At 69.6% G+C, this 21,967-nt stretch carries 26 protein-coding genes; 12 read left to right on the top strand and 14 right to left on the bottom strand.

What is annotated here, in order from left to right; all coding sequences use genetic code 11:
• Positions 1-124: 124 nt before the first annotated feature.
• Positions 125-1,300, bottom strand: coding sequence for an acetoin utilization protein AcuC (locus ACFV9C_RS19040; RefSeq protein ID WP_380195244.1), 1,176 nt, complete (start codon positions 1,298-1,300; stop codon positions 125-127).
• 17 nt (positions 1,301-1,317) lie between these two features.
• On the bottom strand, positions 1,318-1,629 hold the full coding sequence (locus ACFV9C_RS19035) for a hypothetical protein (protein WP_380195242.1): 312 nt from the start codon (positions 1,627-1,629) through the stop codon (positions 1,318-1,320).
• A gap of 75 nt (positions 1,630-1,704) precedes the next feature.
• Here ACFV9C_RS19035 and ACFV9C_RS19030 point away from each other — a divergent pair, with 75 nt between their 5' ends.
• From ACFV9C_RS19030 to ACFV9C_RS19010, 5 genes are all read left to right on the top strand, one after another.
• Entirely contained in the window at positions 1,705-2,262 is a 558-nt protein-coding gene (locus ACFV9C_RS19030; RefSeq protein WP_380195240.1) for a TetR family transcriptional regulator, read from the top strand.
• A gap of 59 nt (positions 2,263-2,321) precedes the next feature.
• Positions 2,322-3,416: a GDSL-type esterase/lipase family protein gene (locus ACFV9C_RS19025; protein WP_380195238.1), complete on the top strand. Its 1,095-nt coding sequence runs from the start codon at positions 2,322-2,324 to the stop codon at positions 3,414-3,416.
• A 221-nt stretch (positions 3,417-3,637) separates the two neighbouring features.
• On the top strand, positions 3,638-4,396 hold the full coding sequence (locus tag ACFV9C_RS19020) for a hypothetical protein (RefSeq protein WP_380195236.1): 759 nt from the start codon (positions 3,638-3,640) through the stop codon (positions 4,394-4,396).
• A gap of 148 nt (positions 4,397-4,544) precedes the next feature.
• Positions 4,545-5,513 (top strand): tryptophan--tRNA ligase, encoded by a 969-nt coding sequence (gene trpS / locus ACFV9C_RS19015; RefSeq protein WP_380195235.1) that lies wholly within the window; start codon positions 4,545-4,547, stop codon positions 5,511-5,513.
• Positions 5,510-6,256 carry an endonuclease/exonuclease/phosphatase family protein gene (locus tag ACFV9C_RS19010; protein WP_380195234.1) on the top strand — a complete coding sequence of 249 codons (747 nt, stop codon included), beginning with the start codon at positions 5,510-5,512 and terminating at the stop codon, positions 6,254-6,256. Before trpS ends, ACFV9C_RS19010 begins: the two co-directional genes overlap by 4 nt.
• A gap of 215 nt (positions 6,257-6,471) precedes the next feature.
• Here the strand turns inward: ACFV9C_RS19010 and ACFV9C_RS19005 are convergent, their stop codons facing one another.
• Entirely contained in the window at positions 6,472-6,828 is a 357-nt protein-coding gene (locus tag ACFV9C_RS19005) for a winged helix-turn-helix transcriptional regulator (protein ID WP_380195233.1), read from the bottom strand.
• Positions 6,829-6,878: 50 nt separating this feature from the next.
• Here ACFV9C_RS19005 and ACFV9C_RS19000 point away from each other — a divergent pair, with 50 nt between their 5' ends.
• Complete coding sequence (locus ACFV9C_RS19000) at positions 6,879-7,304, top strand: PPOX class F420-dependent oxidoreductase (protein ID WP_380195231.1); 426 nt, start codon at positions 6,879-6,881, stop codon at positions 7,302-7,304.
• On the opposite strand, the gene ACFV9C_RS18995 is transcribed toward ACFV9C_RS19000, so the two are convergent.
• The 4 genes from ACFV9C_RS18995 to tnpB all read right to left on the bottom strand — a co-directional run bounded on the left by ACFV9C_RS18995 (position 7,297) and on the right by tnpB (position 11,342).
• Positions 7,297-7,872 (bottom strand): hypothetical protein, encoded by a 576-nt coding sequence (locus ACFV9C_RS18995; RefSeq protein ID WP_380195230.1) that lies wholly within the window; start codon positions 7,870-7,872, stop codon positions 7,297-7,299. The two genes, ACFV9C_RS19000 and ACFV9C_RS18995, sit on opposite strands and share 8 nt — an antisense overlap.
• Positions 7,873-8,070: 198 nt before the next feature.
• On the bottom strand, positions 8,071-8,874 hold the full coding sequence (gene proC / locus ACFV9C_RS18990) for a pyrroline-5-carboxylate reductase (protein WP_380195228.1): 804 nt from the start codon (positions 8,872-8,874) through the stop codon (positions 8,071-8,073).
• Between the two features lie 28 nt (positions 8,875-8,902).
• Positions 8,903-9,832 carry a proline dehydrogenase family protein gene (locus ACFV9C_RS18985; protein WP_380195227.1) on the bottom strand — a complete coding sequence of 310 codons (930 nt, stop codon included), beginning with the start codon at positions 9,830-9,832 and terminating at the stop codon, positions 8,903-8,905.
• Positions 9,833-9,992: 160 nt separating this feature from the next.
• The gene (tnpB, locus tag ACFV9C_RS18980; protein ID WP_380195225.1) at positions 9,993-11,342 is read right to left on the bottom strand and encodes an IS607 family element RNA-guided endonuclease TnpB; all 1,350 of its coding nucleotides are present in this window, start codon (positions 11,340-11,342) and stop codon (positions 9,993-9,995) included.
• Between tnpB and ACFV9C_RS18975 the strand changes: the two genes are divergently transcribed.
• The 4 genes from ACFV9C_RS18975 to ACFV9C_RS18960 all read left to right on the top strand — a co-directional run bounded on the left by ACFV9C_RS18975 (position 11,335) and on the right by ACFV9C_RS18960 (position 14,350).
• Positions 11,335-12,369 carry a DUF695 domain-containing protein gene (locus ACFV9C_RS18975; RefSeq protein ID WP_380195224.1) on the top strand — a complete coding sequence of 345 codons (1,035 nt, stop codon included), beginning with the start codon at positions 11,335-11,337 and terminating at the stop codon, positions 12,367-12,369. The two genes, tnpB and ACFV9C_RS18975, sit on opposite strands and share 8 nt — an antisense overlap.
• Before the next feature lie 47 nt (positions 12,370-12,416).
• Positions 12,417-12,713 (top strand): hypothetical protein, encoded by a 297-nt coding sequence (locus tag ACFV9C_RS18970; protein ID WP_380195222.1) that lies wholly within the window; start codon positions 12,417-12,419, stop codon positions 12,711-12,713.
• 69 nt (positions 12,714-12,782) lie between these two features.
• The gene (locus ACFV9C_RS18965) at positions 12,783-13,289 is read left to right on the top strand and encodes a SigE family RNA polymerase sigma factor (protein WP_380195220.1); all 507 of its coding nucleotides are present in this window, start codon (positions 12,783-12,785) and stop codon (positions 13,287-13,289) included.
• Between the two features lie 11 nt (positions 13,290-13,300).
• Positions 13,301-14,350 carry a hypothetical protein gene (locus tag ACFV9C_RS18960; protein WP_380195219.1) on the top strand — a complete coding sequence of 350 codons (1,050 nt, stop codon included), beginning with the start codon at positions 13,301-13,303 and terminating at the stop codon, positions 14,348-14,350.
• Between the two features lie 10 nt (positions 14,351-14,360).
• Here the strand turns inward: ACFV9C_RS18960 and ACFV9C_RS18955 are convergent, their stop codons facing one another.
• The 6 genes from ACFV9C_RS18955 to ACFV9C_RS18930 are packed head-to-tail and all read right to left on the bottom strand — an operon-like array spanning position 14,361 to position 18,790.
• Entirely contained in the window at positions 14,361-15,098 is a 738-nt protein-coding gene (locus ACFV9C_RS18955) for an ABC transporter permease (protein WP_380195218.1), read from the bottom strand.
• Positions 15,095-15,817 carry an ABC transporter ATP-binding protein gene (locus tag ACFV9C_RS18950; protein WP_380195216.1) on the bottom strand — a complete coding sequence of 241 codons (723 nt, stop codon included), beginning with the start codon at positions 15,815-15,817 and terminating at the stop codon, positions 15,095-15,097. The genes ACFV9C_RS18955 and ACFV9C_RS18950 overlap by 4 nt, the downstream gene beginning before the upstream one ends.
• A gap of 39 nt (positions 15,818-15,856) precedes the next feature.
• Positions 15,857-16,426 carry an HD domain-containing protein gene (locus tag ACFV9C_RS18945; RefSeq protein WP_380195215.1) on the bottom strand — a complete coding sequence of 190 codons (570 nt, stop codon included), beginning with the start codon at positions 16,424-16,426 and terminating at the stop codon, positions 15,857-15,859.
• The gene (locus tag ACFV9C_RS18940; protein ID WP_380195213.1) at positions 16,426-17,016 is read right to left on the bottom strand and encodes a TetR family transcriptional regulator; all 591 of its coding nucleotides are present in this window, start codon (positions 17,014-17,016) and stop codon (positions 16,426-16,428) included. The genes ACFV9C_RS18945 and ACFV9C_RS18940 overlap by 1 nt, the downstream gene beginning before the upstream one ends.
• Complete coding sequence (locus ACFV9C_RS18935; protein WP_380195212.1) at positions 17,013-17,861, bottom strand: sugar phosphate isomerase/epimerase family protein; 849 nt, start codon at positions 17,859-17,861, stop codon at positions 17,013-17,015. The genes ACFV9C_RS18940 and ACFV9C_RS18935 overlap by 4 nt, the downstream gene beginning before the upstream one ends.
• Entirely contained in the window at positions 17,858-18,790 is a 933-nt protein-coding gene (locus ACFV9C_RS18930; RefSeq protein ID WP_380195210.1) for a Ppx/GppA family phosphatase, read from the bottom strand. The genes ACFV9C_RS18935 and ACFV9C_RS18930 overlap by 4 nt, the downstream gene beginning before the upstream one ends.
• Positions 18,791-18,852: 62 nt before the next feature.
• On the opposite strand from ACFV9C_RS18930, the gene ACFV9C_RS18925 reads away from it, so the two are divergent.
• Together ACFV9C_RS18925 and ACFV9C_RS18920 are read left to right on the top strand one after the other, a co-directional pair.
• On the top strand, positions 18,853-19,593 hold the full coding sequence (locus ACFV9C_RS18925) for a hypothetical protein (protein ID WP_380195209.1): 741 nt from the start codon (positions 18,853-18,855) through the stop codon (positions 19,591-19,593).
• 55 nt (positions 19,594-19,648) lie between these two features.
• On the top strand, positions 19,649-20,281 hold the full coding sequence (locus ACFV9C_RS18920; RefSeq protein ID WP_380195208.1) for a VOC family protein: 633 nt from the start codon (positions 19,649-19,651) through the stop codon (positions 20,279-20,281).
• On the opposite strand, the gene ACFV9C_RS18915 is transcribed toward ACFV9C_RS18920, so the two are convergent.
• Positions 20,278-21,897: a wax ester/triacylglycerol synthase family O-acyltransferase gene (locus ACFV9C_RS18915; RefSeq protein WP_380195206.1), complete on the bottom strand. Its 1,620-nt coding sequence runs from the start codon at positions 21,895-21,897 to the stop codon at positions 20,278-20,280. The two genes, ACFV9C_RS18920 and ACFV9C_RS18915, sit on opposite strands and share 4 nt — an antisense overlap.
• Positions 21,898-21,967: the final 70 nt, after the last annotated feature.

Genomic DNA, 21,967 nt, shown 5'->3' with positions numbered 1-21,967 from the left:
CCTCCGGCACCTCCGTCCGTGCATGCAACGAGCGTAGTGGCTGTTGGTGCGAATGGGAAAGAGGGGGACTCCTGTGACTCACTCCAACCCCTCCCGCCCCGGAGCGAAGCGGAGGGGCGGGGAACTAATAGGAAGGATCAAGTCCCAGTAACGGGAAGCTCGCGTCGCGTGTCGCCTTGATCGCCCGGTCGAGCCAGGCATCGGGGTTGTACCCCGTGGACCAGTCGACGTACGACGGATCCCGCCCGTCCGTCATCCGCGGCGGCGCCACCCGCCCGAACCGCAGCTGGACCTCCTCGCGCCACGCCTCCGGTACCGGCGTCACGGGGTCGATCGGATTCCCCGCGACGATCGCCAGCAGATGCGTCCACGCCCGCGGCACCACGTCGATGATCGCGTACCCGCCACCACCGGTCGCGATCCACTTCCCGCCCGTCAACTCGTGCGCCAGCTCGTGCAGCGCCAGGTACGCCGCCCGCTGCCCGTCCACGGTCTTCGTCAGATGCGCCAGTGGATCCTCGACATGCGAGTCGCACCCGTGCTGCGTGACCAGCACCTGCGGCCGGAACGCCTTCACCACGTCCGGTACGACGGCGTGGAACGCGCGCAACCACCCCGCGTCCCCGGTCCCGGGCGGCAGCGCGACGTTGACCGCCGTACCTTCCGCGTCCGGCCCGCCCGTCTCGCCGGCACTCCCCGTCCCCGGGAAGAGCGTGGTGGGCGACTCGTGCAAGCTGACCGTGAGGACGCGCGGATCGTTGTAGAACACCGTTTGTACGCCGTCCCCGTGATGCACGTCGACGTCGACGTACGCGACCCGCTCCGCGCCGTGGTCGAGCAGCCACTGGATCGCGATCGCCGGGTCGTTGTACACGCAGAATCCGCTGGCCAGGTTGGGCATCGCGTGGTGCAGACCGCCGGCGATGTTCGCGGCGTGCAGTACGTCGCCCTCCCAGACCGCGCGGGCCGCCTCGACGGAGGCGCCGGCGATCTGCGCGGAGACCTCGTGCATCCGCGGGAAGCAGTACGTGTCCGACGTACCGAGTCCGTGCTCCGGGTCGGCGTCGTCGGGGTGCTCACCCGCGCGCTTCACGGCGGCGACGTACTCGGCGGTGTGCACGGTCTCGAGCAGCGCGTCGTCCGCGGTCGGCGCGGGCACGATCTTGAGCTGGTCGAGTACGCCGAGCTCCCGGGCGAGCTTGATCGTCAGCTCCACCCGGATCGGACTCATCGGGTGGCCGCGGCCGAAGTCGTACCCCGTCAACCCGTCGTCGAACACCAGCAACGCCTCACCACTCATGCTCCTGACCTTAACGGTCAGGCTTCAGGAAGTGGTCTGCCGAAGCGGCGGCTCATCCAGTACGCGCCGCGGCGGGCGTGGAAGACGGTCATCAGGACAGCACCGAACGCACCGGCGACGAGCGCGGCCCGCGGATGCGTGGAGATGTGCGCGAGGGTGAGCAGAACGGCGGCGATCGCGAAGGCCGCGAGGCCGCCGACGGCGTTGTTGGTGGCCGAGTTGCCGGTCAGGTTCGGGAACTCGCGGCCGGTGATGCCGGTGACGAAGTGCGGGACTCCGTTGAGCCCCATCAGCCCGGCCAGGAAGGCCAGCACGATCGCTTGAGTCATCGCCGTCCCACTTTCAGTCTACGGTTGTTGACTGAAAGCGTAACACTATGAGTCAACATGCGTAGACTGAAGTTTGTGAACACCAGGGTGGAGGCGCGCAGGCAGACCGAGAGCCGGATCCTCACCGCGGCCCGGGAGCTGTTCGGCGAGCACGGGTTCGACCGCACCACGGTCCGGATGATCGCCGCCCGGGCCGGCAGCGACCCGGGTCTGGTGATGCGGTACTTCGGCTCGAAGGAGCAGCTGTTCGCGCAGGCCGCGGCGATCCCGGCGGACGGGGCGATCGAGGGCACGCCGGACGAGATCGCGGCGCAACTGTCCGCGGCGCTGTCCGAGAAGCTGACGGAGGAGCCGGTTGCGGCCCTGGCCGCATTACGCGCGATGTTCAGCCACCCGGAGGCGGCCGACGAGGTCCGCAAGGCGATGACGGCCCAACAGCGGCAGATCGCCGAGCAGCTCCCCGGCGACGACGCACTGGCCCGGTCCGGCGTGATCGGCGCGCTCACCCTCGGCCTGGTTGTCTCCCGGCACCTGGTCGAACTCGACGGCCTCGACGTACCACCCGAACGACTGATGGCCATCGCCGGCCCGCTGATCGACCAACTGGTCACGGGTTCCAGGCCGGTCGAATAGATTGCCGCGCCGCGCGCGGGTGCTGATGATCAGGGCCATCCGCCCCGAAGGAGACGCCCATGCGTGGGATCGTTCGTGCTCTGCCCGCCCTTGCCAGTCTCGGTGCCCTGGTCTTCACCCTCGGCCCGGCGCCGGCCGCCGACGAACCAGCAGTACCCATCAACCGTGCGACGCCGACCAGGATCATGCCGCTCGGCGACTCCAACACCGCGGGCGGCGATGCCGTCGGAGCGGCGTACCGGGCCGATCTGTGGCAGCTGCTCCGCGCCGACGGCCGGCCGGTGGACTTCGTCGGGTCGGTGACCAGCGGGCCGTCCGGCGTCCTCGGCGACCGGGACCACGAAGGCCACGGCGGCTGGACGATCGGCCAGATCCAGGACAGCATCAGCGGCTGGCTGACCACCTACCGGCCGGACGTGATCACGCTGCAGATCGGCACCAACGACATGTACGACGACGCCTCCGCGGGCGCCGCGCCCGGCAAGCTGGCCACGCTGATCGGCACCATCGCGAGCACCCTGCCCGACGTCCAGCTGTTCGTCGCGAACCTCCCGCAGCTCGCCGACCCGAACCACTACGCGCGGGTCGCCGCCTTCAACTCCACGATCCCCGGCATCGTCGCCGCGGCCGGGACGCACGTGCACTACGTCGACGCGAACTCCGGGCTGTACCAGCCGTACGACTTCGTCGACATGTGGCATCCGAACTACGGCGCCGCGTCGAAGGCCGCGATCCGCTGGTACGGCGCGCTGACCGGTGTACTGATCACCCGGTTCGAGGCCGAGCAGACCGCGAACGCGACGATCACGAACGCCCGGAGGGTGTCGATCGCCTCGGCGTCGGGTGGCGCGAAGATCGGGTACATCGACTACCCGGACAGCTCGGTGACCTTCCGGTTCCAGGTCGGCAGCGCCGGCACGTACCGGATCCGCGCCCGCGGCGCCAACGGGATGGGTGCCGTCTGCAGCCACCACGTGTCCGCGAACGGCGGTACGCCGGCGACAGTCAGCTACCCGTCGTACAGCTGGGACCTGCTCGGGGAGTCGGCGGTCGACCTGCCGCTGAACGCGGGGTGGAACACGGTGAAGTTCACCAAGGGCGATTGCTACACCGAACTGGATGCCATCGACCTCAGTCCGGTACCGACCGCCTGACGAAACGGACGGGCGGCGCGGCACCCCTCCCTGGCCGCGCCGACCGTCTGTGGTCCAACAGTCGATTCATCGGCGGCGGACTGCAAAGCGTTACAGGTTTTGCACTTCCGTGCAGAGAAACCGGAAAATATGCGTCGAATCCGCGGTGGTCCGACTGCGGACAGTGAGATCCGGACTTGCGAGTACGCACCAGAGGGGCCCAAGGTTCTTCCGTGAGGCAAATGAAACCCAACCGTCGGCAGATCTTCACGGTAGGCGCAGCCGCGGCCGCCGCGACGGTCGCCGCCTCGACCCAGACCGCATCCGCCGCTCCGGAGGCCACCGAGTTCGCAGCCACCACCTCCTCGTCCACCGGGCCGTACGGCTCCGGCGTCGCGGGATCGTGGACCAGCGCCACCCGCGCCATCTCCACGGCCGCGCAGTTCGAGAAGACCCGGCAGACCAACGGCGTCTTCATGTTCGGCGACAGCATCTCGGTGCAGGACGGCAAGGCGCTGGCGATCCGGCTGCTGAACCGCAACGGCACCCAGCTCGCCGTCAACAACTGGTCCAGCCGGCCGAGTTCGGGCGCGGTCGACGCGCTGGAGGCGGCCGCGTCGGCGTACGGGCTGCCGCGCCGGGTGCTGATGGCCAGCGGGTCGAACGACATCTTCGACCCACCGAAGTTCCGCGCCCAGGTCGACCGTGCGATCGGCATCGTCGGCCAGAACCGGACCCTGTTCTGGGTGAACCTCCAGGTCGTCCGCCGCTCCGTCACCGCCCCGGTCCAGCTGGCCGACCAGCGGAACAGCTCGTGGCTGAACATGCAGTTGTACGACGCCCAGCAGAAGTACCCGAACCTGCGCATCATCCGCTGGGCAGAATGGCTCTGGGTGAAGCCGTACCGGCTGGCGAACTACCTGCGCGACGGCGTCCACCCGTCGGTGCCGCTGGGCCAGGACGCCCGCAACGAGCTGATCGTCCAGTCGCTGCTAAGCTGATGGCGTGAACACGAACTTGCAGCTGTGGTGGGCCGCCTAGGGCGGTCCATCCCAGCGCGTGTTCGCACGCAGCCACCACGGCCGCCTCACCGAGGCGGCCTTTTTCGTGCCCTCGTTCGGTGAGGCCCCACCACCGAAGGAGAAGACCATGACCTCGCTTTCCGGCATCACCCCGTCCGGCCGGCTGACACTCGGCAACCACCTCGGCGCACTCCGCCGGTTCACCGACCCGGACGGTTTCTACTTCGTCGCGAACCTGCACGCGATGACGACCAGGCACGACCCCCGAAGACTCGCCACACTCACCCGCGAGTTCGCGACGCTGATGCTCGCGGCCGGTGTCCCCGAGGGCACGGTGTTCGTGCAGTCCGACGTACCGACGCACGCCCAGCTCGCCTACCTGCTCGAGTGCACGTCGTACGTCGGCGAGCTGTCCCGGATGATCCAGTACAAGGAGAAGGGCAAGGGCCGCCCGATGACGCGGGCCTCGCTGTTCACGTACCCGTGCCTGATGGCCGCGGACATCCTGCTGTACGGCGCGGAGCGGGTACCGGTCGGCGGTGACCAGGACCAGCACGTCGAACTGGCCCGGGACGTCGCGATCCGGTTCAACCGCGAGTACGGCGAGACGTTCGTCGTACCGCGGCTGAACAAGGCGGCGCTCGCGACGCGGGTCAAGGATCTGCAGAACCCGACCGCGAAGATGAGCAAGTCGGACGCGGACGACGCGGTCGGCACGATCCGGCTGCTGGACCCGCCGGACGTGATCCGCCGGCAGATCATGCGCGCCGTCACCGATTCCGAGAACGTCGTCCGGCACGACGAGAAGGCCAAGCCCGGCGTCACCAACCTGCTCGAGATCCTGGCCGCCTGTACCGCCGGCGACCCGGTCGAGCTGGCCGCGTCGTACACGTCGTACGGCGCGCTGAAGCAGGACGTCGCGGACGCCGTACTCGCGGTCATCGAGCCGCTGCAGAAGGAGTACGCGCGGCTGGCGACCGACCCGGACGCGATCGACCACATGCTCGCGCAGGGCCGGGACCGAGCACTCGAGGCGAGCATGCCGCGGCTCCAGGCTGCGACCCGGGCGATGGGTTTGGCAGGATCTGCTCCATGAAGATCCGCGCCGCCTCGTTCAACCTCCGCAACTCGTCCGCGCCGGACGGCGACAACGCCTGGCCGGTACGGCGGAAGGCGGCGGTGGCGGCGATCGAACAGCTGGACGCCGACGTGGTCGGGCTGCAGGAGGTGCTGCCCGACCAGCTCGAGTACCTGCGCTGGCGGTTCGGAAAGTACGAGATCGTCGGCTCCGGGCGGGACGACGGGATGAGCGCCGGCGAGCACTCCCCGGTCCTGGTCCGGCCCGGCGACTGGCGGATCGAGCGGTCCGAGACCCGCTGGCTGTCCGACGACCCGGGTACGCCGGGCTCGATCGGGTGGGACGCCGACCTGACCCGGATCGCCACCCTGGTCTGGCTGCGGCACCGCAACGGTACGACGGTCGGCGTCGTCAACACCCACTACGACCACGCGGGCGAGGTCGCTCAGCTGCAGTCGTCCCGGCTGATCGCCCGCTGGATCACCGGATCGCTGCCGTGGATCGTGATGGGCGATCTGAACGCGACCCCGGACTCGCCGCCGCTGAAGGCGCTGGTCGCGTCCGGCCTGTCGCTCGCGGTCCCGCCCGAGGCCGGCGGCAGCTGGCACGACTTCACCGGCACCGAGGACGGCGACCGCATCGACCACATCCTCGTCACCCCGAGATTCTCGGTGACCGACGCGACCGTCTCGCACCTCCGCCCAGACGGCCGCATCCCCAGCGACCACTGGCCGATCGTCGCGACCCTAGACCTCGGCTAGCACCTCTTCGCGAAGCCGCTCCAACCCGTCGACCCGCCGGTTTCTTCGCCCAGGAACCCATCCGGCACCGCCCCGACGTGAAGATGGACAGGTAGTGCACCCGCGAGACACCGTACGCGCGGAGCCGTCGACGCTCAGGTGCACTACTCGACCACCAGCTACCTCCTGTCCAAATGGACGTCAGTTGAGTCCCGCGGAGGTGCGGGAACGACTGGTTACGCGCTCTCCTGCGCGGCGAGGACCGCGTCGCCGTGCTCCTCTGCCCACTCTGTGAGCAGGCGGATCGGACCCATCAGGGTGCGGCCGAGGTCAGTCAGCTCGTATTCGACGTGGGGCGGGACGCCCCCGTGGTCGGTGCGGTCGACGAGACCGTTGGTCTGCAGGCGGCGGAGGGTCTGAGTGAGGACCTTCTTCGAGATGCCGCCGATCAGCTCGATCAGCTCGGAATGCCGCCGGGCGTGGTCGTTCAGGCCCCACAGCACCACCACCGCCCACTTGTCCGCGATCAGCTCGACCGCGAGGCGGGCCGGACAGTCGGCCAGGAAGACGTCGCCAGGTTCTGCACCGTGCACAGCGGTCAGGGTACCCAGAGGTTCCCACGGCGCTGTCTAGCGTCTGCTGCATGATTCCCGAAAGCGCCTACCGCCTCTTCGACGAGCCCAAAGACGTCACGATGATCACGATCGACCCGGATGGATCGCCGCAGGCCGCGCTGGTCTGGGTCGGGCGGCACGGCGACGACCTGCTGATCGGCGTCGAGGAGAAGCATCGCAAGACCCGGAACCTGCGCCGCGATCCGCGGATCACGCTGGTCGTGCAGGACAACCGGATCAGCCCGCGCGGACTCACGCAGTACCTCGTCGTCCGTGGTACGGCGGCACTCGAACGGGATCCCCTGCGGTACAAGGAGTTGATGGACCGGCTGAGCAAGAAGTACCTCGGCCGCGACGAGTTCCCGTTCTGGAACGACGACGTGGCCGCGGGCGCGACCGTCGTACGCGTGGGTGTCGATCAGGTGCTGGGCGAAGGGCCGTGGGTGGTCAGATGACCAGGTGCCAGCGCAGCATGAAGGCGCCGATCGAGAGCACGACGTAGAGCAGCACCAGCGCGGTGCCGATGCCGGGGCGCGGGCGGTGCCGGCGGACCTGGGTGGTGAGCGACCGCTCCCGCAGCACCTCCATCACCGCGGCGACCTCGGCGGTGCGGTCGGCCGGGATGCCGTTGATCTCGTGCTCGTCGGGGCCGCGGGTGAGCACGACGCTGTCCTCGCCGATCTCGATCTTGCCGACGTCCTGCCAGGCCAGGCTGCGGATCAGCATGCTGGTCCGCGCCTTCAGGCCGGTCGGGAACAGCTCGACCCGGTACAGCACGACGCCGCCGGCGACCCGCACCACGGACGCGCCGATGATCGTCAGCAGGCCGACCGCGAGCATGTCGCGGGCGCCCATCCACAGCCACGAGTTGAGCGCCGGAACCGCGACGAACGGCAGCAGGAACAAGGCCCACGCCCACCAGGGCGCCGGGTCCAGCGGCACACGCCACGGCAGCGGCGGAACCTCCCGCTCCTGCTGGACCTCCGCAGGCGCGGTGACCGGCTCGACCGAACCATTACCCATCGGCGGACTCATCCCTCGAACACGGCAGCAAACCTCGGCGCGGATACCTTAACGCCACCTGAGGGATAGGTGTTACTCGGCGCCTACCCGAGGCAGCGAAGGAAAGAAAAGAAGAGAGGGGCCGGGCCAGGTGGTTACTCGGCGCCTTGCCCGACGCAGCGAAGGAAAGGAAAGAAGAGAGGGGGCCGGGCCAGGCGGTTACTCGGCGGCGAGATCGCGCGAACGGTTCCGGGCCGCCTCGATCGCGGACAGGAAGGCGGCGCGGACCTTGTGGTCCTCGAGTTCACGGACCGCGGCGGCCGTCGTACCGCCGGGCGACGTCACGCGCTCCCGCAGTACCGTCGGGTGCTCGCCGGTCTCGCGGAGCAGCTTCGCGGAGCCGACCACCGTCTGTACGACGAGCTCGGTCGCGGTGTTGCGCGGCAGCCCCATGTGGACGCCGGCCTCGATCATCGACTCGACCACGAAGAAGATGTACGCCGGACCGGAACCGGAGACCGCGGTCACCGCGTCCTGCTGCTTCTCCGGCACCCGCACCACCCGGCCGGTCGCCGCGAGCAGGCTCTCGGCCAGCTCCAGGTGGCTCTCGTCGCAGTGCGCGCCCCGGGAGATCGCGGCCATCCCCTCGTCGACGAGGGCGGGCGTGTTCGGCATGACCCGCACGACGGCGACGCCTTCTGGCAGCCGCGACTCGACGAAACCCGTGGTGATACCGGCCGCGAGCGACACGACCGTCTGCGTCGGCTGCACCGCCGGGGCGATCTCGGCAAGCAGGTCCGGCATGTCCTGCGGCTTCACCACCAGGACCAGCGTGTCCGCCCGCTTCGCCGCCTCCAGGTTGGAGACCACGTCGACGCCGTACCGCTCCCGCAGCTCGGCGGCGCGCTCCGGCCGGCGCTCGGTGATCAGGAGGTCCTCCGGTCGCCGGCCGGCCCGAATCAGCCCGGACAGCAACGTCTCCCCCATCACGCCGGCCCCGAGGACGGCCACCTGTGCACTCATGCCCACAGGTTAGCCGCCGGCGCGCGGGCTACTTCTTGCTGATCAAGGAGCGGGCGAAGAACTGCAGGTTCGCGGGGCGCTCGGCCAGCCGGCGGACCAGGTAGCCGTACCAGTCCTCGCCGTACGGGATGTAAATCCGCATCGTGTGCCCGAGGCCGGCCAGCCGGAGCTGCTCCTCGGGGCGGATGCCGTACAGCATCTGGTACTCGAAACTGCCCGGCTTGCGGCCGGCGCGATCCGCCAGCGCGCCCGCGATCGAGATCAGCCGCGGGTCGTGCGAGGCGATCATCGGGTAGCCCTCGCCGTTCATCAGGACCTTCATCGCCCGGACGTACGCCTTGTCGACCTGGCGCTTCTCCTGGAACGCGACCGACTCGGGCTCCGTGTACGCGCCCTTGCACAGCCGGACGCGGGAGCCCGTGTGCGCGAGGTCGCGGCAGTCGCCCTCGGTACGGCGCAGGTACGCCTGCAGGACCGCGCCGGTCTCGGGGAAGTCCTGGCGGAGCTCGCGGAGGATGCCCAGCGTCGAGTCGGTGGTGGTGTGGTCCTCCATGTCCAGGGTGACCGTCGTACCGGCGTTGCGGGCCGCGAGGCAGATCGTGCGCGCGTTCTCCAGGGCGATCTTCTCGCCGTCGCCGGGGAGCGCCTGGCCGACCGCGGAGAGCTTCACCGAGACCTCGGCGTTCGCGGTCAGGCCGGCCGCGGCCAGCTTCTTCAGCAGGTCGAGGTACGCATCGGCGGTCGCGGTCGCGGCGTGCAGGTCGGTGACGTCCTCACCGAGATGGTCGAGGGTGACGCGCAGCCCGTTGCTGACCAGCTTCTCGGTGGCCAGCACGGCCTCCGGAGCGGTCTCACCGGCGACGAACCGCGCGACGATGCCGCTGGACACCGGCAGCGACGACACGGCCTTCTTGATCTGGGGGCTGCGGGACATGCCCAGCAGGACTCGCCGAAGCACTACGTGTTCCTCCTCATCAACCCACCCATTTGCCAGTGGTGAATGCAGGTTACGCGCCTGAACCAGGCTTTGCGGAATCCCGCGGCGCCGGTGTGTCCGGGACCACACCAGCCCTCGCACTGGTTCGATCATCGCACCGTTGCAAGCGAGCAATCATTGGCTACACGCTCACAGCCTCTGGCAAGGCGGTCCCGGTCTCACGCACTGGGCTGCCGGGTAGACGTTTCACAGCCACCTGCCCGGTCACCCGGGTCTTCTGGTCGGCTCCACGTCCGCTTAACGTCTCCGCACCACTCGCGGCGACTACCAGCGCGGCAAGATTCCTCGCCGCGTTCTCGTCACGGTCCATGCACAGACCGCAGGACTCACAGGTGAACACGCGTTCGGACAAGAGCAGCTTGGCTTTCACCACTCCACAGCCCGAACAGGTCTTGCTCGACGCAAACCAGCGGTCGGCTACGACCAGGCGCCGGCTCTTCAGCATCCCGGCGACATTCAGATCCTCCACGACAACGGTCCCGTACTCGGCCGCGACCGCGGTGGTGAACTTGTGCAGGGCGTCGGCACGCAGGTATGCCACCGCACGGTGGACACGGTTGCGCTGAGCATTCGCCCGTTTCCAGCGAATCGACGGCACTTGACCGGTACGGCGATCAGGACCGGTCCGGCGGGACACCCGACGCGACAGCCTGCCCAGCTTGCGCAACGACGCGGCGAGGTGCCTTGGGTTCGGCACAGCGCGCGGCTCGCCATCGGGTTCGGCCAGAACCGCCAGGGACTTGATCCCGAGATCCACACCGACGACCGCCTCCGGCCGCTTCGGCCGCGTGGTCGGCATGTCTTGCTCGACGGTGAACGACACGAACCAGCGGCCGCGCTCGTACCGGATCGTCGCAGCCAGGATCCGGGCGCTGCCGTCGAGCAGCTCGTATGCCGGCGGCTCGTGCAGCTGGACCCGGCCCACGCGGGGCAGGACGGCATACCGGTCCTCGCAGCCGATCGCGCCGGTGGTGAACCGGCACGACTTGACCGCCTTGCGCTTGGATTTGAAGCGCGGGAATCCCATCGCGCGACCGGCACGCTTGCCTGTGCGCGAGTCGCTCCAGTTCTTCAGCGCGGCCGCCAACTGCGTCAGGCCGGAGGCGTAGGCCTCCTTCGAGTACTCCGCCCACCACGGCGCGATCTCGTTCTTGGCCTGGTTCCAGTCCTTGCGCAGCGAGTACATCGACCAGGAGATCGCTGGTGTGATGAGCTCGGCGGGGATGCCGTAGCTGGTTTCGGCCGCCCGCTGATCCATGACGGCTTTGACCCGGCCAAGACCCCGGTTGAACGCCTTACGCGCCGCGCCACAGTGCCCATCAGCACCAGCAACTTCAGGCATACCACCAGTCTCTCCGTACCCACCGACACAAATTAGGCGCCGGGGCTTCACCGCAACCTGTCCCATGTCCATCCCACCGGCCTCACCGGTGATCAACCCTTGGTTGTTAGAAGATGCGACTATGCCCATCTTCAAACGGCGCCGCCGGAACGCCGTGCAGGCCGATCCGATCGGCGCGTTCTGGTCCTGGTGGACGACCACCGGCGGCGCGGCCGTCGCGGACGCCGTCGCGCGCCGCGAACCGGGTGGCGCGAATGCCGAGCTGACCGAGCGGATCGGCCGGATCCACCCGGACCTGGAGTGGGAGCTCGGTCCGGGGCTGCACGCCGAGCACGTGCTGATCGTCACCGCGGCCGGCAACCCCGCGCAGCGCGCGACCGCTCGCCGTTGGTTGCGCGCGGCACCGCCCTCGGACCACGCCTGGGAGTACGCCGACCTGCGCCGGCCGGGGCCTGCCGTGACGATCCAGTTCGACGGACTGCCGCCGGTCGCGATCGACGAGTCGCTGGTGTCGATCGAGCCGGACTCCGCCTCGGTGCACGTCGGCGTCCACCACCCGGCGTTCGCGTCGCTGTCGGTGGACACGCAGCGGCGCGTGACGTTCCTGATCCTGGATCTGGTGCTGGGCGAGGAGATGGTGGAGACCTGGGTCGGCGCGATCGACCCGCTCGCCGACGCCCCGGCGGACGCCGTACCGGTGATGCAGCTGCTGCCGGCGGTGGCCGGGTTCGCGGCCGAGCACACGCTGGACGACGGCAGCCCCGCCTGGAAGATGCTCGAGGGGACCCGGGACGGGCAGCGGGTGATCGCGACCGCGGAGTACCCGCTGCGCTCGATCCGGCGGCCGCACCTCGACACGCACGTCGCGGTGTCGATCCGGTACCCCGTCGTACGGGAGGACGGCCTGCCCGAGTCCGAGATGCTGGACGAACTGCGCGCGTTCGAGGACCACCTCACCGACCGCCTCGGCGGCTCCGGCAACCTCCTCGCCCACGAGACCTCCGCCGGCGTCCGCATCCTGCACTACTACGTCGACGGCACCACGCCCGCCGACGCCCAGCTCCAGGCCGCCACCACCGGCTGGCCGCACGGCAAGGTCACCCTCACCACCACCCCCGACCCCGCCTGGGAAGGCGTCGCCCACCTCGCCGGCTGAGGTACTGTCCTCCAGCTTGCGGTGCGGACAGTCGAAAGGGGTGGTCGGTGAAGACCTTGCGGGACTTCATCTGGTTCGGGCTGGCGCTCGGGGTGCTGGGGATCGGGATGGCGATCTACTTCCTGATCGCGCCGCCGGATCCGAACGCGACGCCGACCTGCAACCACCGGCCGATGAGCCAGGGCGACCTCTGCGTCGTCCACAGCAGCACCGGCACCTACACCGAGTCGTACGACGAGATGAAGAACAAGCCCGGTGGTCGCGGACGGGCCGTGGCGCTGGGGCTGATCGGCGTCGCGATCACGGGTGGCGCTTCGTACGGGTTGTACCGGACACGGCCGTAAACCTTCCGCGGTGCAACCTGGTGGGTAGGGCTTTCCGTCTTGGGGTGGAGATGGGGAGTGGAGGCGCGGATGGCGGAGCGGGACCGGGAGTTCGCCGAGTTCGTCGAGGAGACCTCGACGGCGTTGCGGCGGACCGCGTTTCTGGTGGTGGGAGACCGGCACCGGGCCGACGACATCGTCCAGGACGCCTTGTACAAGCTGTACCTGGCGTGGCCGAAAGTACGGCGGGTAGGTAATCCGTTCGCGTACGCACGTCGCGTGGTGGTCAACGCGGCGTACGACGGTGGGCGCCGGCCGTGGCGGCGCGAGGTGGCGATCGCCGAACTGCCGGACCGCGCCGGGCCCGACGACTTCACCGCCGGGCACGCCGAGCGGGACGAAGTACTGGAAGCCCTGCGATCGCTGGGCCCGCGGCAACGCGCGTGCGTGGTCCTGCGGTACTACGAGGACCTGTCCGTCGAGCAGACCGCCGAAATCCTCGGCTGTTCGACCGGCACCGTGAAGAGCCAGGCGGCACGCGGTCTCGACACTCTCCGGCGAACCATCGACCAGCGGCGGGCGAGCCAGCCACTGTGAAGGAGAACGAGATGGACGACGTACGAGACATCAGCGCCGAGCTCCGACGGATCGCCGGGTCGGAGCCGATGGACGAATTCGACACTGCCGGACTCCTGGCACGCGGCCGGCGCGGCCGGCGCCGCCGGAAGGTCCTCGGCGTCGGCGGTGCGGTCGCCGGTGTCGCGGTGCTCGTGGCCGCCGCGAGCCTGCTGCCGAACCTGGCCACCGCGAACAAGCAGCCGACCGTCGCGGGGACTTTGCTGCAGAACCCGGACTTCGGCCCTGTCCCGGGCGTTCCGCGGGGCGAAGCGGCCGCGGATCAGCGGATCACCCACGAGGAGGCGGAACGCCGCTGCAACCTGCGCACCCCGGGCGTCACGCAGAAGCTCCGCGGCACCGGTACGGCGCGGTCCGGGCATCTTGAGATGTACGACCTCAAGAACGGCACACGGGTCACCAACGGCAGCTACTGCGTCATCCCCGGCGGTGACAAGCCGTCCGCGGAACTGGTCGCCGCGGCCGCGAAGGATCTCCTCCCGCAATCGGCGGCGGACAAGCTCCGGAACTGCTCCGTGATCGCCTGGGTCGACCTGACCAACTGGCAGGTGGTCGCTTCGGACCAGTCGAAGGCGCTCGGGTCGGCCACCCTGGTCGCGATCTCCCCCACCGGCCGTAAGGTCGTCGACTGCGAACTGACCTCCCGGAAGTCGCCACTCGGCGACCCGGCCGGTGCCACCTCTTTCGCCACCCTGACCAACCTCGACAGCAACGACCCGACGCTCGACCCGGAGGTCAGGTCCGGCCGGACCGACATGTACGTCTCCGGCGGCGGTGGCGGCGAATGCGTCGCCGGAATCTGCCACAGCTGGAACATGACCGGCTGGGGCCGCGTCGCCTCGAAGTCGGCAACCACGGTCCGCCTACACATCGGCACCGGCCCGGTCTACCAGGTCCCGGTCAGCCCCGGCGGCTGGTTCGCGTTCAACTGGCTGACCTCGTCGACCTACAAACTCAAGAAGCCCAACCCGCAGGTCGCCGCCTACGACGCAAACGGAAAGATCGTCAAGGTCTTCCAATAATCACTGCCTCCTAGGCGGTGCGGCGTTTGAGGGTGGCGGCGCCTAGGGCCAGGGCGCCGAGGATGAAGGCGAGGACAACGAGCGTGTCGGTGCCGGTGGATGTGGTGAAGCCGTTGCCCTTGGCAACGCCTAGGACGGCGTCAACCGCGTAGGACAAGGGGAGTACGTCGCTGAGGGCGTGCAGGACGGACGGCAGCTGATCGCGGGGGACGAACAGGCCGCAGAGGAGGATCTGCGGGATCATGATCGCGGGCATCATCTGCACGGCCTGGAACTCGGTGGCCGCGAACGCGCTGGAGAGCAGGCCGAGCGCGGCGCCGAGGACGCCGTCGAGGACGCCGACGACACCCAGCTGCCAGGCGGCGCCCTGGATGTTCAGACCCAGGAGATACAAGGCGATCGACACCAGCACGACCGCCTGTACGACGGCGACCAGCGCGAACGCGAGCGCGTACCCCAGCAGGAAGTCCAGCTTCGCCATCGGCATCGTGAACAACCGCGACAGCGTCCCGCCGGAGCGTTCGCGCAGCGTCGTCACCGCGGTGACGACGAACATCACGATCGACGGGAAGATCGCCAGCAGCGGCCCGCCGATCTGGTCGAACACCACCGGGTTGTCGTGGAACATCCACCACATCAGGGTGACGAACACGGTCGGCAGCGCGATCAGCAGCGCCACCGTCCGTGGATCCCGTCGCAGCTGGGTGAGCACCCGGGCCGCGACGGCGAGGGTCACGCGCGGAGTCATCGGGCCGCCTCCTTCTCCTCGATCAACGTCAGGAACGCCTGCTCGATGTCGGTCGTACCGGCCGCGCTGAGCAACGCGTCGGGCGTCTCGTCGGCGAGCAGTTCGCCGTCACGCATCAGCAACAACCGGTCGCACCGCGACGCCTCGTCCATCACGTGACTGGACACCAGCAGCGCCGCACCGTCGTCGGCGAGCCGGTGGAACAGCTGCCAGAGATCCCGCCGCAGCACGGGATCCAGCCCGACCGTTGGTTCGTCCAACACCAGCAGCTCGGGACTGCCGAGCAGCGCGACCGCCAGCGACACCCGCGAGCGCTGCCCGCCGGACAGCCGATCGACCCGTACGCCGGCATGCGACGCGAGGTCGACGGTGTCGATCACCCGCGCCACGTCGGCCACCGGGACGCCGAGCACCGCCGCGAAGAAGCGCAGGTTCTCGGTGACGGTCAGATCGCCGTACACGCTGGGCTCCTGGGTCACGTACCCGACCCGGCCGCGCAGCTTCGGCGCACCGGCCGGCAGCCCGAGCACCGAGACGTCGCCGGTGACCCGCGCCTGCAGGCCGACGATCGCGCGGATCAGCGTGGTCTTGCCACACCCGGACGGTCCGAGCAGCCCCGTCACCGTCCCGGTCCGGAGATCGAAGTCGATCCCGTGCAGGACCTCCTGCTCGCCGCGCACCACGACCACGTCGCGGCAGCTCACCGAGTTTTTCATCATATGATGAATTTAGCGCGCACCGCCGAGTCCTTGCAAGGGTCAGATGACCGCGTAACCCGTCGCCTGACCGAGCTCGTCCAGCGACGGGTCGCCGTACCGCTCCCGGAGCTCGTCGAAACGCTGCACCTTCGCCGCCCCGAATCGGGCGACCTCGGCTGCATACGTATTCCCTGACACGAACACCGGCGGCGTCCGCTTGCTGTGGAACTTGTCGGCGTACATCACCAACTCCTCCTCCGGCGTCCGAGGCAGGTAGTCCGCAACCGGGATCGGCAACCCCTGCCGTACGACGTCGTCCCGGGTGATCCCGACGCCGGTATGACACGAGCAGAACCGGCAGAGCTCCACCGGGAACCCGAGCGAGTCGAGCAGTTCGTGCCCGAGTACGCCGTGCCGGACGTACGCCGACGACTCCAACCGGTACACCCCGATGTCGTGGAGCAACGCGCCAGCCCGGACCAGATCGGTGTCGACGTCCAGTCCGGCGAAGAACTGCGACGCCACCGAACACACCAGCCGGCAGTGCTCCCACACCACCTCGAACGCCTCCCGGCTCGGGGCGGACGCCCGGTGCAACGCGCGGATCTCGGCGTCCCGGGGGATCTCCATCAGCCGGTCAGGTGCTGCTGCAGGACCGGCGCCAACCGGTCGATCAACGTCTCCAGGTCAACCGACGCGACCGGTTCCAGCCGGACGACGTACCGGATGATCGCGGCGCCGACCAACTGGCTGCCGACCAGGCCGACCCGGAGCGCCGCGTCGGGTACGTCGAGCGACCGCGACACCGGCTGGATGATCATCTGCCCGATGCCCTCGCGCATCATCCGGGCCACCTCGTCGCTGCTCGCGATGCTCCCGAACAGCGCCCGCATCCGCTGCTGCCCGTCCGGCGTCTCCCACACCCCCAGGAACGCGGTCGCGATCCGCCGCCCCATCTGCTCCGGCGGCCCGTCGAGGATCCGGGCCGCGATCACCCGCGGGTCGACCGGGATCGCCATCGCCTCGATGAACAGCTCGTCCTTGCTGTCGAAGTAGTGGTGCACGAGCGCCGCGTCCACCCCGGCCTGCCGGGCGACGGCGCGCATCGAGGTGGCCGCGAACCCCTTGTCCGCAAAGGATTCGCGGGCGGCGTCGAGGATCTCCCCCCGGGTGTCGGGTCCCCCTGGGCGGCGTCCCGGCGTACGGCGGGAAGCTGTCACGGAGTGAGCTCCGAGATCTCACCGTCCGGGGTGACCGCGAACGGCGTCCGCCGGGTCTTCACGAAGTGCCGGCGGGTGAACTCGAGCGACTCGACCAGGTCGACCTCACGCTCCGAGCGGCTGGTCGCGCGCCGGGTGTTGATCTCGATGATGATGTGCCCGCTGAACTCCTGCCTGGCCAGCTCGGTGAGCAGGTCGGCGGCGCGCTGCGTACCGCGGCCCGGGACCAGGTGCTCGTCCTTCGCGGAGCCGGTGCCGTCGGTGAGGTGGACGTGCGTGAGGCTGCGGCCCATCGTCGCGGCCAGCTCGACGCAGTCCTGCTCGGCGGTGGACGCGTGCGACAGGTCGAGCGTGGTGTGCGCGTACGACTGCTCGGTCGGGTCCCAGCTCGGCGCGTACGCCTGCAGGTCGCGGCCGGGCGCGCGCCACGGGTACATGTTCTCGACCGCCAGCGTCACGCCGGTCTCGGCCTCCAGCCGGGCGATCCCCTCGACGAACCCGCGCGCGTAGTCCCGCTGCCAACGGAACGGCGGGTGTACGACGACCACGTCCGCGCCGAGCTCCTTGGCCGCCTCCGCGCTGCGCTCGAGCTTGCTCCACGGGTCGGTCCCCCAGACGCGCTGCATGATCAGCAGCGTCGGCGCGTGGATCGCCAGCACCGGCAGCTGGTGGTAGTCGATCAGCCGCTGGATCGCGTCGATCTGGGTGCTCAGCGGGTCGATCCCGATCATCACCTCGACCCCGTCGTACCCGAGCCGGGCGGCCAGCTCGAAGCCGCTGGCGGTGGACTCAGGGTAGACGGAGGCGGTGGACAGACCGATCTTCGCGGTCGTACGAGAGCTCATCGGGGTTGCAGCTGGTCGAGCCGGGACAGGATGACGCCCTCGCGCAGCGCCCACGGGCAGACCTCCAGCGCGGTCAGGTCGAAGAGGTCCATCACGGCGTCGGCGACCAGGGCGCCGGCGGTCAGCTGGGACGCGCGGCCGGCCGAGACACCGGGCAGCGCGGCCCGCTCGGCGGCGGTCATCGTGGTCAGCTTCGGGATCCACTCGTTCAGCTCGGCCCGGTTCAGCGTGCGCGGGACGTACGGCCCGTCGGCGGACGGGGCCGCTCCGGTGATCCGGGCGAGCGAGCGGAACGTCTTGCTGGTGGCGACGGAGCGCTGCGGCTTGCCGGCCCGCAGTACCGGACCGGCCACGGCGGCCAGCTCCATCCGGATCCGGCGGCGCAACGCGCGGACTTCGTCCTTGTCCGGCGGGTCCGCGGTCAGCCCTTCCCGGGTCAGCCGCCCGGCACCGAGCTGGACCGACTCCGCCACGGTCGGCTGCTCGTCCGACCCGGCGGCGATCTCCAGCGAGCCGCCGCCGATGTCGAAGACCGCCAGGCGTCCCGAGGACCAGCCGAACCACCGTCGTACGGCGAGGAACGTCAGCCGGGCCTCGTCGTCGCCGCTGAGCACCTCCAGGTCCACGCCTGTCTCGGTGCGGACACGCTCCAGCACCTTCTCGCCGTTCGGCGCCTCGCGGAGCGCGGAGGTGGCGAACGCGAGCAACGACTCGCAGCCCTTGTCCTCGGCGAGCTCCACGGCCTCCTTGGTGAACGCGATCAGCCCGTCGGCGCCGGAGCCGTCGATCTTGCCGTCCTCGTCGAGGTGCTCGGCCAGCCGGAGCTCGGTCTTGTGCGAGTACGCCGGCAGCGGCGCGGCACCACGATGCGCGTCCACCACGAGCAGATGGACGGTGTTTGATCCCACGTCGAGTACGCCGAGCCGCATACCCTCACGCTACTGGACAACCGGAGTACCGGTGTGTTCCCGGTTGCGCGTAGGCTTTCCAGGTGCCTGAGGTTTCGCTCGACTTCCCCCGTGCCTGGGTCGAGTTCATCGACCCCGACGACCCCGACCAGGTCTTCCGTTGCGACCTGACCTGGCTGACGTCCAACTGGTCCTGCATCTTCGGCGGCGGCTGCCAGGGGATCTACAAGGGCCGTCCCAACGACGGCTGCTGCACGCTCGGAGCGCACTTCTCCGACGCGGACGACGAGAAGCGGGTGAAGAAGTACGTCAAGGAGCTCGGCAAGGACGACTGGCAGTTCCGCAAGGAAGGTCGCGCCAACGGCTGGGTCGAGACCGACGACGAGGGCGACCGGAAGACCCGGGTCTGGGACGGTGCCTGCATCTTCCTGAACCGCCCGGGCTTCGAAGGCGGCGCCGGGTGCGCGCTGCACGGGCTGGCGCTGAAGCGCGGCGTGCACTTCGTCGAGACCAAGCCCGACGTGTGCTGGCAGCTGCCGATCCGGCGGACGTTCCGCGAGGTCGAGCGGCCGGACGGTACGACGTACACCGAGGTCGGCATCGCGGAGTACGACCGCCGCGGCTGGGGCCCCGGCGGGCACGACCTGGACTGGTACTGCACCGGGAACACCGAGGCGCACATCGCCGTCGAGCCGGTGTTCGAGTCCAGCAAGGTCGAGCTGCAGACGCTGATGGGCGCCAAGGCGTACGACGTACTCGCCGAGCTGTGCCGCCAGCACCTGTCGGCGGCCCGTCCGCTGCTTCCGCATCCCGCGTCGAAGTAGGCCGCGACACACCCTGGGCGACGAACTGTCGGTGCGGGACGCAACAATGACTCACATGCGTCTGGATCACTTGTCGTACGCGTGCGGACCGGATGGTTGTGCGGCCACCATCGAGCGGCTCTCGGAGCTGCTCGGTGCCGAGTTCGTGGACGGCGGGGTGCACCCACGGTTCGGCACCGTGAACCACATCCTCCCGCTGGAGAACGACCGGTACGTCGAGGTCGTCGACGTGCTCGACCACCCGGCGTCGGACAAGGCGCCGTTCGGCCAGGCGGTCCGGGCCCGCAAGGAGCTCGGCGGCGGCTGGCTCGGCTGGGTCGTCGAGGTCACCGACATGGCGGCGATGGAGCAGCGGCTCGGGCGGCAGGCGGTGCCCGGCAACCGGCACCGCCCCGACGGGGTGAACCTGACCTGGCGGCAGATCGGCGTCAAGGGGCTGATCGCGGACCCGCAACTGCCGTTCTTCATCCACTGGGACGACCTCGGCGAACACCCGTCGATCGGCGGCAAGGACGTGAAGCTGACCGGCCTGGAGATCGCCGGCGACCCCACCCGGGTCACCGACTGGATCGGCCACCCGGCCGACCATCTCCTCGACGACCTCGACGTCGGCTGGATCGGCCCGAACGGCCAGCCCGGCCTGGTCGCCGCGATCTTCCAGACGCCCAACGGGGTCGTCCGGATCTAGTGGATGTTCTCCAGCTCGGCGAGTGAGGTTTCGAGGTGGGCGAGCATGCGTTGCAGGTGTGGGACGGTGCGGCGGCAGCCGATCAGGCCGACGTGGAGCTGGTGGGCGTAGCTGGTGACGCTGATGTTGAGCGCCTGGCCGTTCATCACGATGCTCGCCGGGTAGAGGCCGAGCAGGCGGGAGCCGTTCCAGTACAGCGGGCTCTCCGTGGGGCCGGGGACGTTCGAGATGACGATGTTGTACGGCGGCGTCGTACGGCCGGCGACGCCCGGGAGGACCGCGCCCGGGCCGGCGACCGCGAAGCCGAGGGCGCCGACGATCAGGTTCTGCAGCGGGGTGAGGCCCGACAGCACGCTCTTGGCCTGCGCGGTCGACGCCATGATCCGGCGGATCCGCTGCTCCGGGTCGGCCAGGTCGGTGGCCAGGTCGGCGATCAGCGTGGCGAGCGAGTTCCCGCCGCCGGGGCCGCTGTCCTTGGTCCGGAGGTTGACCGGCACCATCGCGGTCAGCGCCTTGTCCGGGAGCGCGTTCAGGTCGAGCAGATAGTTGCGCAGGGCACCTGAACACATCGCGAGCAGTACGTCGTTGAGCGTCGCGCCGGTGATCGCCCGCACCTTCTCCAACCGCTCGAGCGGCCACGACTGCGCCGCAAACCGCCGCGCGCCGGTAACCCCCTGGTTGAACACGGTCCGCGGCGCCTGAAACGGCATCGTCGAATGCAACAACCCCTGCAACCCCGCCACCGGCAGCCCCGCAAGATCCGCCAGCATCCGCCCAGCCCCACCAACACCATGCACCGCCGACCCCAACGCCCGCCCAGGCATCCGCCCAACAGCCGCCAGCAGGTCCACCGCACCAGGCACTCCCGCACCACCCCACCCAGCGCCCCACCCGACACCCGCACCGCCAGCAGGCCATTCTGCGCCCGCAGAGGCAGGGCCGGTGCCGCTCCCCGCCCCACGTGCGCTGCCGGGCCCGTGCGGCGGCATCCCCCAACCCGCACCACCTCCGACCGCGTCGCCCGCCGTTCCAGCGCCGCCCGCGCCGTGCAGCGGCATGTCCCCACCCGCCCCGCTCGGCAGGGAGTAGGTGGCGGGCATGTTGGTGCGGGTGGGGTCGGTGGTGAGGGTTTGTTGCATCAGGCGGAGGGCTGTGACGCCGTCGATCATCGAGTGGTGGATCTTGCTGTAGACGGCGAAGCGGCGGCCCTCGACGCCTTCGATCAGGTGCATCTCCCACAGCGGGCGGTGCCGGTCGAGGAGGGTGCCGTGGAGGCGGCTGGTGAGTTCGAACAGTTCGCGGAACCGCCCCGGGCGCGGCAGCGCCGACAACCGGACGTGGTACTCGAGGTCGATCTGGTCGTCCTGCTCCCACGACCAGTACCCGAGGTCCAGCGCCCGGTTCCGCACCCGCCGGGCGAACAGCGGGTTCACCTCCGGCGCCGCCACCAGCTCGTGGTACAGCCGCGACACGAAGTCCCGCGAACTCTCCGGGAACACATGATCCCGCCCGGCGCCCTCCGGCAGCTCGAACAGCATCAACCCACCGACATGCATCGGCTGCTCCCGCGACTCCCCACCCAGAAACATCGCGTCCAGCGGCCCCACACCGGTCATGGCTCCTCCTGGGGTTCGCGGCACTCCATCGTCGCGAGGGCGACGGGAGCGCGTCCACACCAGCTCAACA

The sequence above is a fragment of the Kribbella sp. NPDC059898 genome (genome assembly GCF_042730855.1).
GTDB lineage: Bacteria > Actinomycetota > Actinomycetes > Propionibacteriales > Kribbellaceae > Kribbella.
This window is presented reverse-complemented; position numbering and strand designations above follow the sequence as displayed.

Coding starts and splice junctions, on each gene's coding strand:
- ACFV9C_RS19035 (WP_380195242.1), bottom strand. CDS start 1,629: ATGACTCAAGCGATCGTGCTGGCCTTCCTGGCCGGGCTGATGGGGCTC.
- ACFV9C_RS18945 (WP_380195215.1), bottom strand. CDS start 16,426: ATGGAGATCCCCCGGGACGCCGAGATCCGCGCGTTGCACCGGGCGTCC.
- ACFV9C_RS19010 (WP_380195234.1), top strand. CDS start 5,510: ATGAAGATCCGCGCCGCCTCGTTCAACCTCCGCAACTCGTCCGCGCCG.
- ACFV9C_RS18915 (WP_380195206.1), bottom strand. CDS start 21,897: ATGACCGGTGTGGGGCCGCTGGACGCGATGTTTCTGGGTGGGGAGTCG.
- tnpB (WP_380195225.1), bottom strand. CDS start 11,342: ATGGGCATAGTCGCATCTTCTAACAACCAAGGGTTGATCACCGGTGAG.
- ACFV9C_RS18975 (WP_380195224.1), top strand. CDS start 11,335: ATGCCCATCTTCAAACGGCGCCGCCGGAACGCCGTGCAGGCCGATCCG.
- trpS (WP_380195235.1), top strand. CDS start 4,545: ATGACCTCGCTTTCCGGCATCACCCCGTCCGGCCGGCTGACACTCGGC.
- ACFV9C_RS19025 (WP_380195238.1), top strand. CDS start 2,322: ATGCGTGGGATCGTTCGTGCTCTGCCCGCCCTTGCCAGTCTCGGTGCC.
- ACFV9C_RS18960 (WP_380195219.1), top strand. CDS start 13,301: ATGGACGACGTACGAGACATCAGCGCCGAGCTCCGACGGATCGCCGGG.
- ACFV9C_RS18995 (WP_380195230.1), bottom strand. CDS start 7,872: ATGGGTAATGGTTCGGTCGAGCCGGTCACCGCGCCTGCGGAGGTCCAG.
- ACFV9C_RS18920 (WP_380195208.1), top strand. CDS start 19,649: ATGCGTCTGGATCACTTGTCGTACGCGTGCGGACCGGATGGTTGTGCG.
- ACFV9C_RS18950 (WP_380195216.1), bottom strand. CDS start 15,817: ATGATGAAAAACTCGGTGAGCTGCCGCGACGTGGTCGTGGTGCGCGGC.
- ACFV9C_RS19040 (WP_380195244.1), bottom strand. CDS start 1,300: ATGAGTGGTGAGGCGTTGCTGGTGTTCGACGACGGGTTGACGGGGTAC.
- ACFV9C_RS19000 (WP_380195231.1), top strand. CDS start 6,879: ATGATTCCCGAAAGCGCCTACCGCCTCTTCGACGAGCCCAAAGACGTC.
- ACFV9C_RS18935 (WP_380195212.1), bottom strand. CDS start 17,861: ATGAGCTCTCGTACGACCGCGAAGATCGGTCTGTCCACCGCCTCCGTC.
- ACFV9C_RS18930 (WP_380195210.1), bottom strand. CDS start 18,790: ATGCGGCTCGGCGTACTCGACGTGGGATCAAACACCGTCCATCTGCTC.
- ACFV9C_RS18955 (WP_380195218.1), bottom strand. CDS start 15,098: ATGACTCCGCGCGTGACCCTCGCCGTCGCGGCCCGGGTGCTCACCCAG.
- ACFV9C_RS18965 (WP_380195220.1), top strand. CDS start 12,783: ATGGCGGAGCGGGACCGGGAGTTCGCCGAGTTCGTCGAGGAGACCTCG.
- ACFV9C_RS19020 (WP_380195236.1), top strand. CDS start 3,638: ATGAAACCCAACCGTCGGCAGATCTTCACGGTAGGCGCAGCCGCGGCC.
- proC (WP_380195228.1), bottom strand. CDS start 8,874: ATGAGTGCACAGGTGGCCGTCCTCGGGGCCGGCGTGATGGGGGAGACG.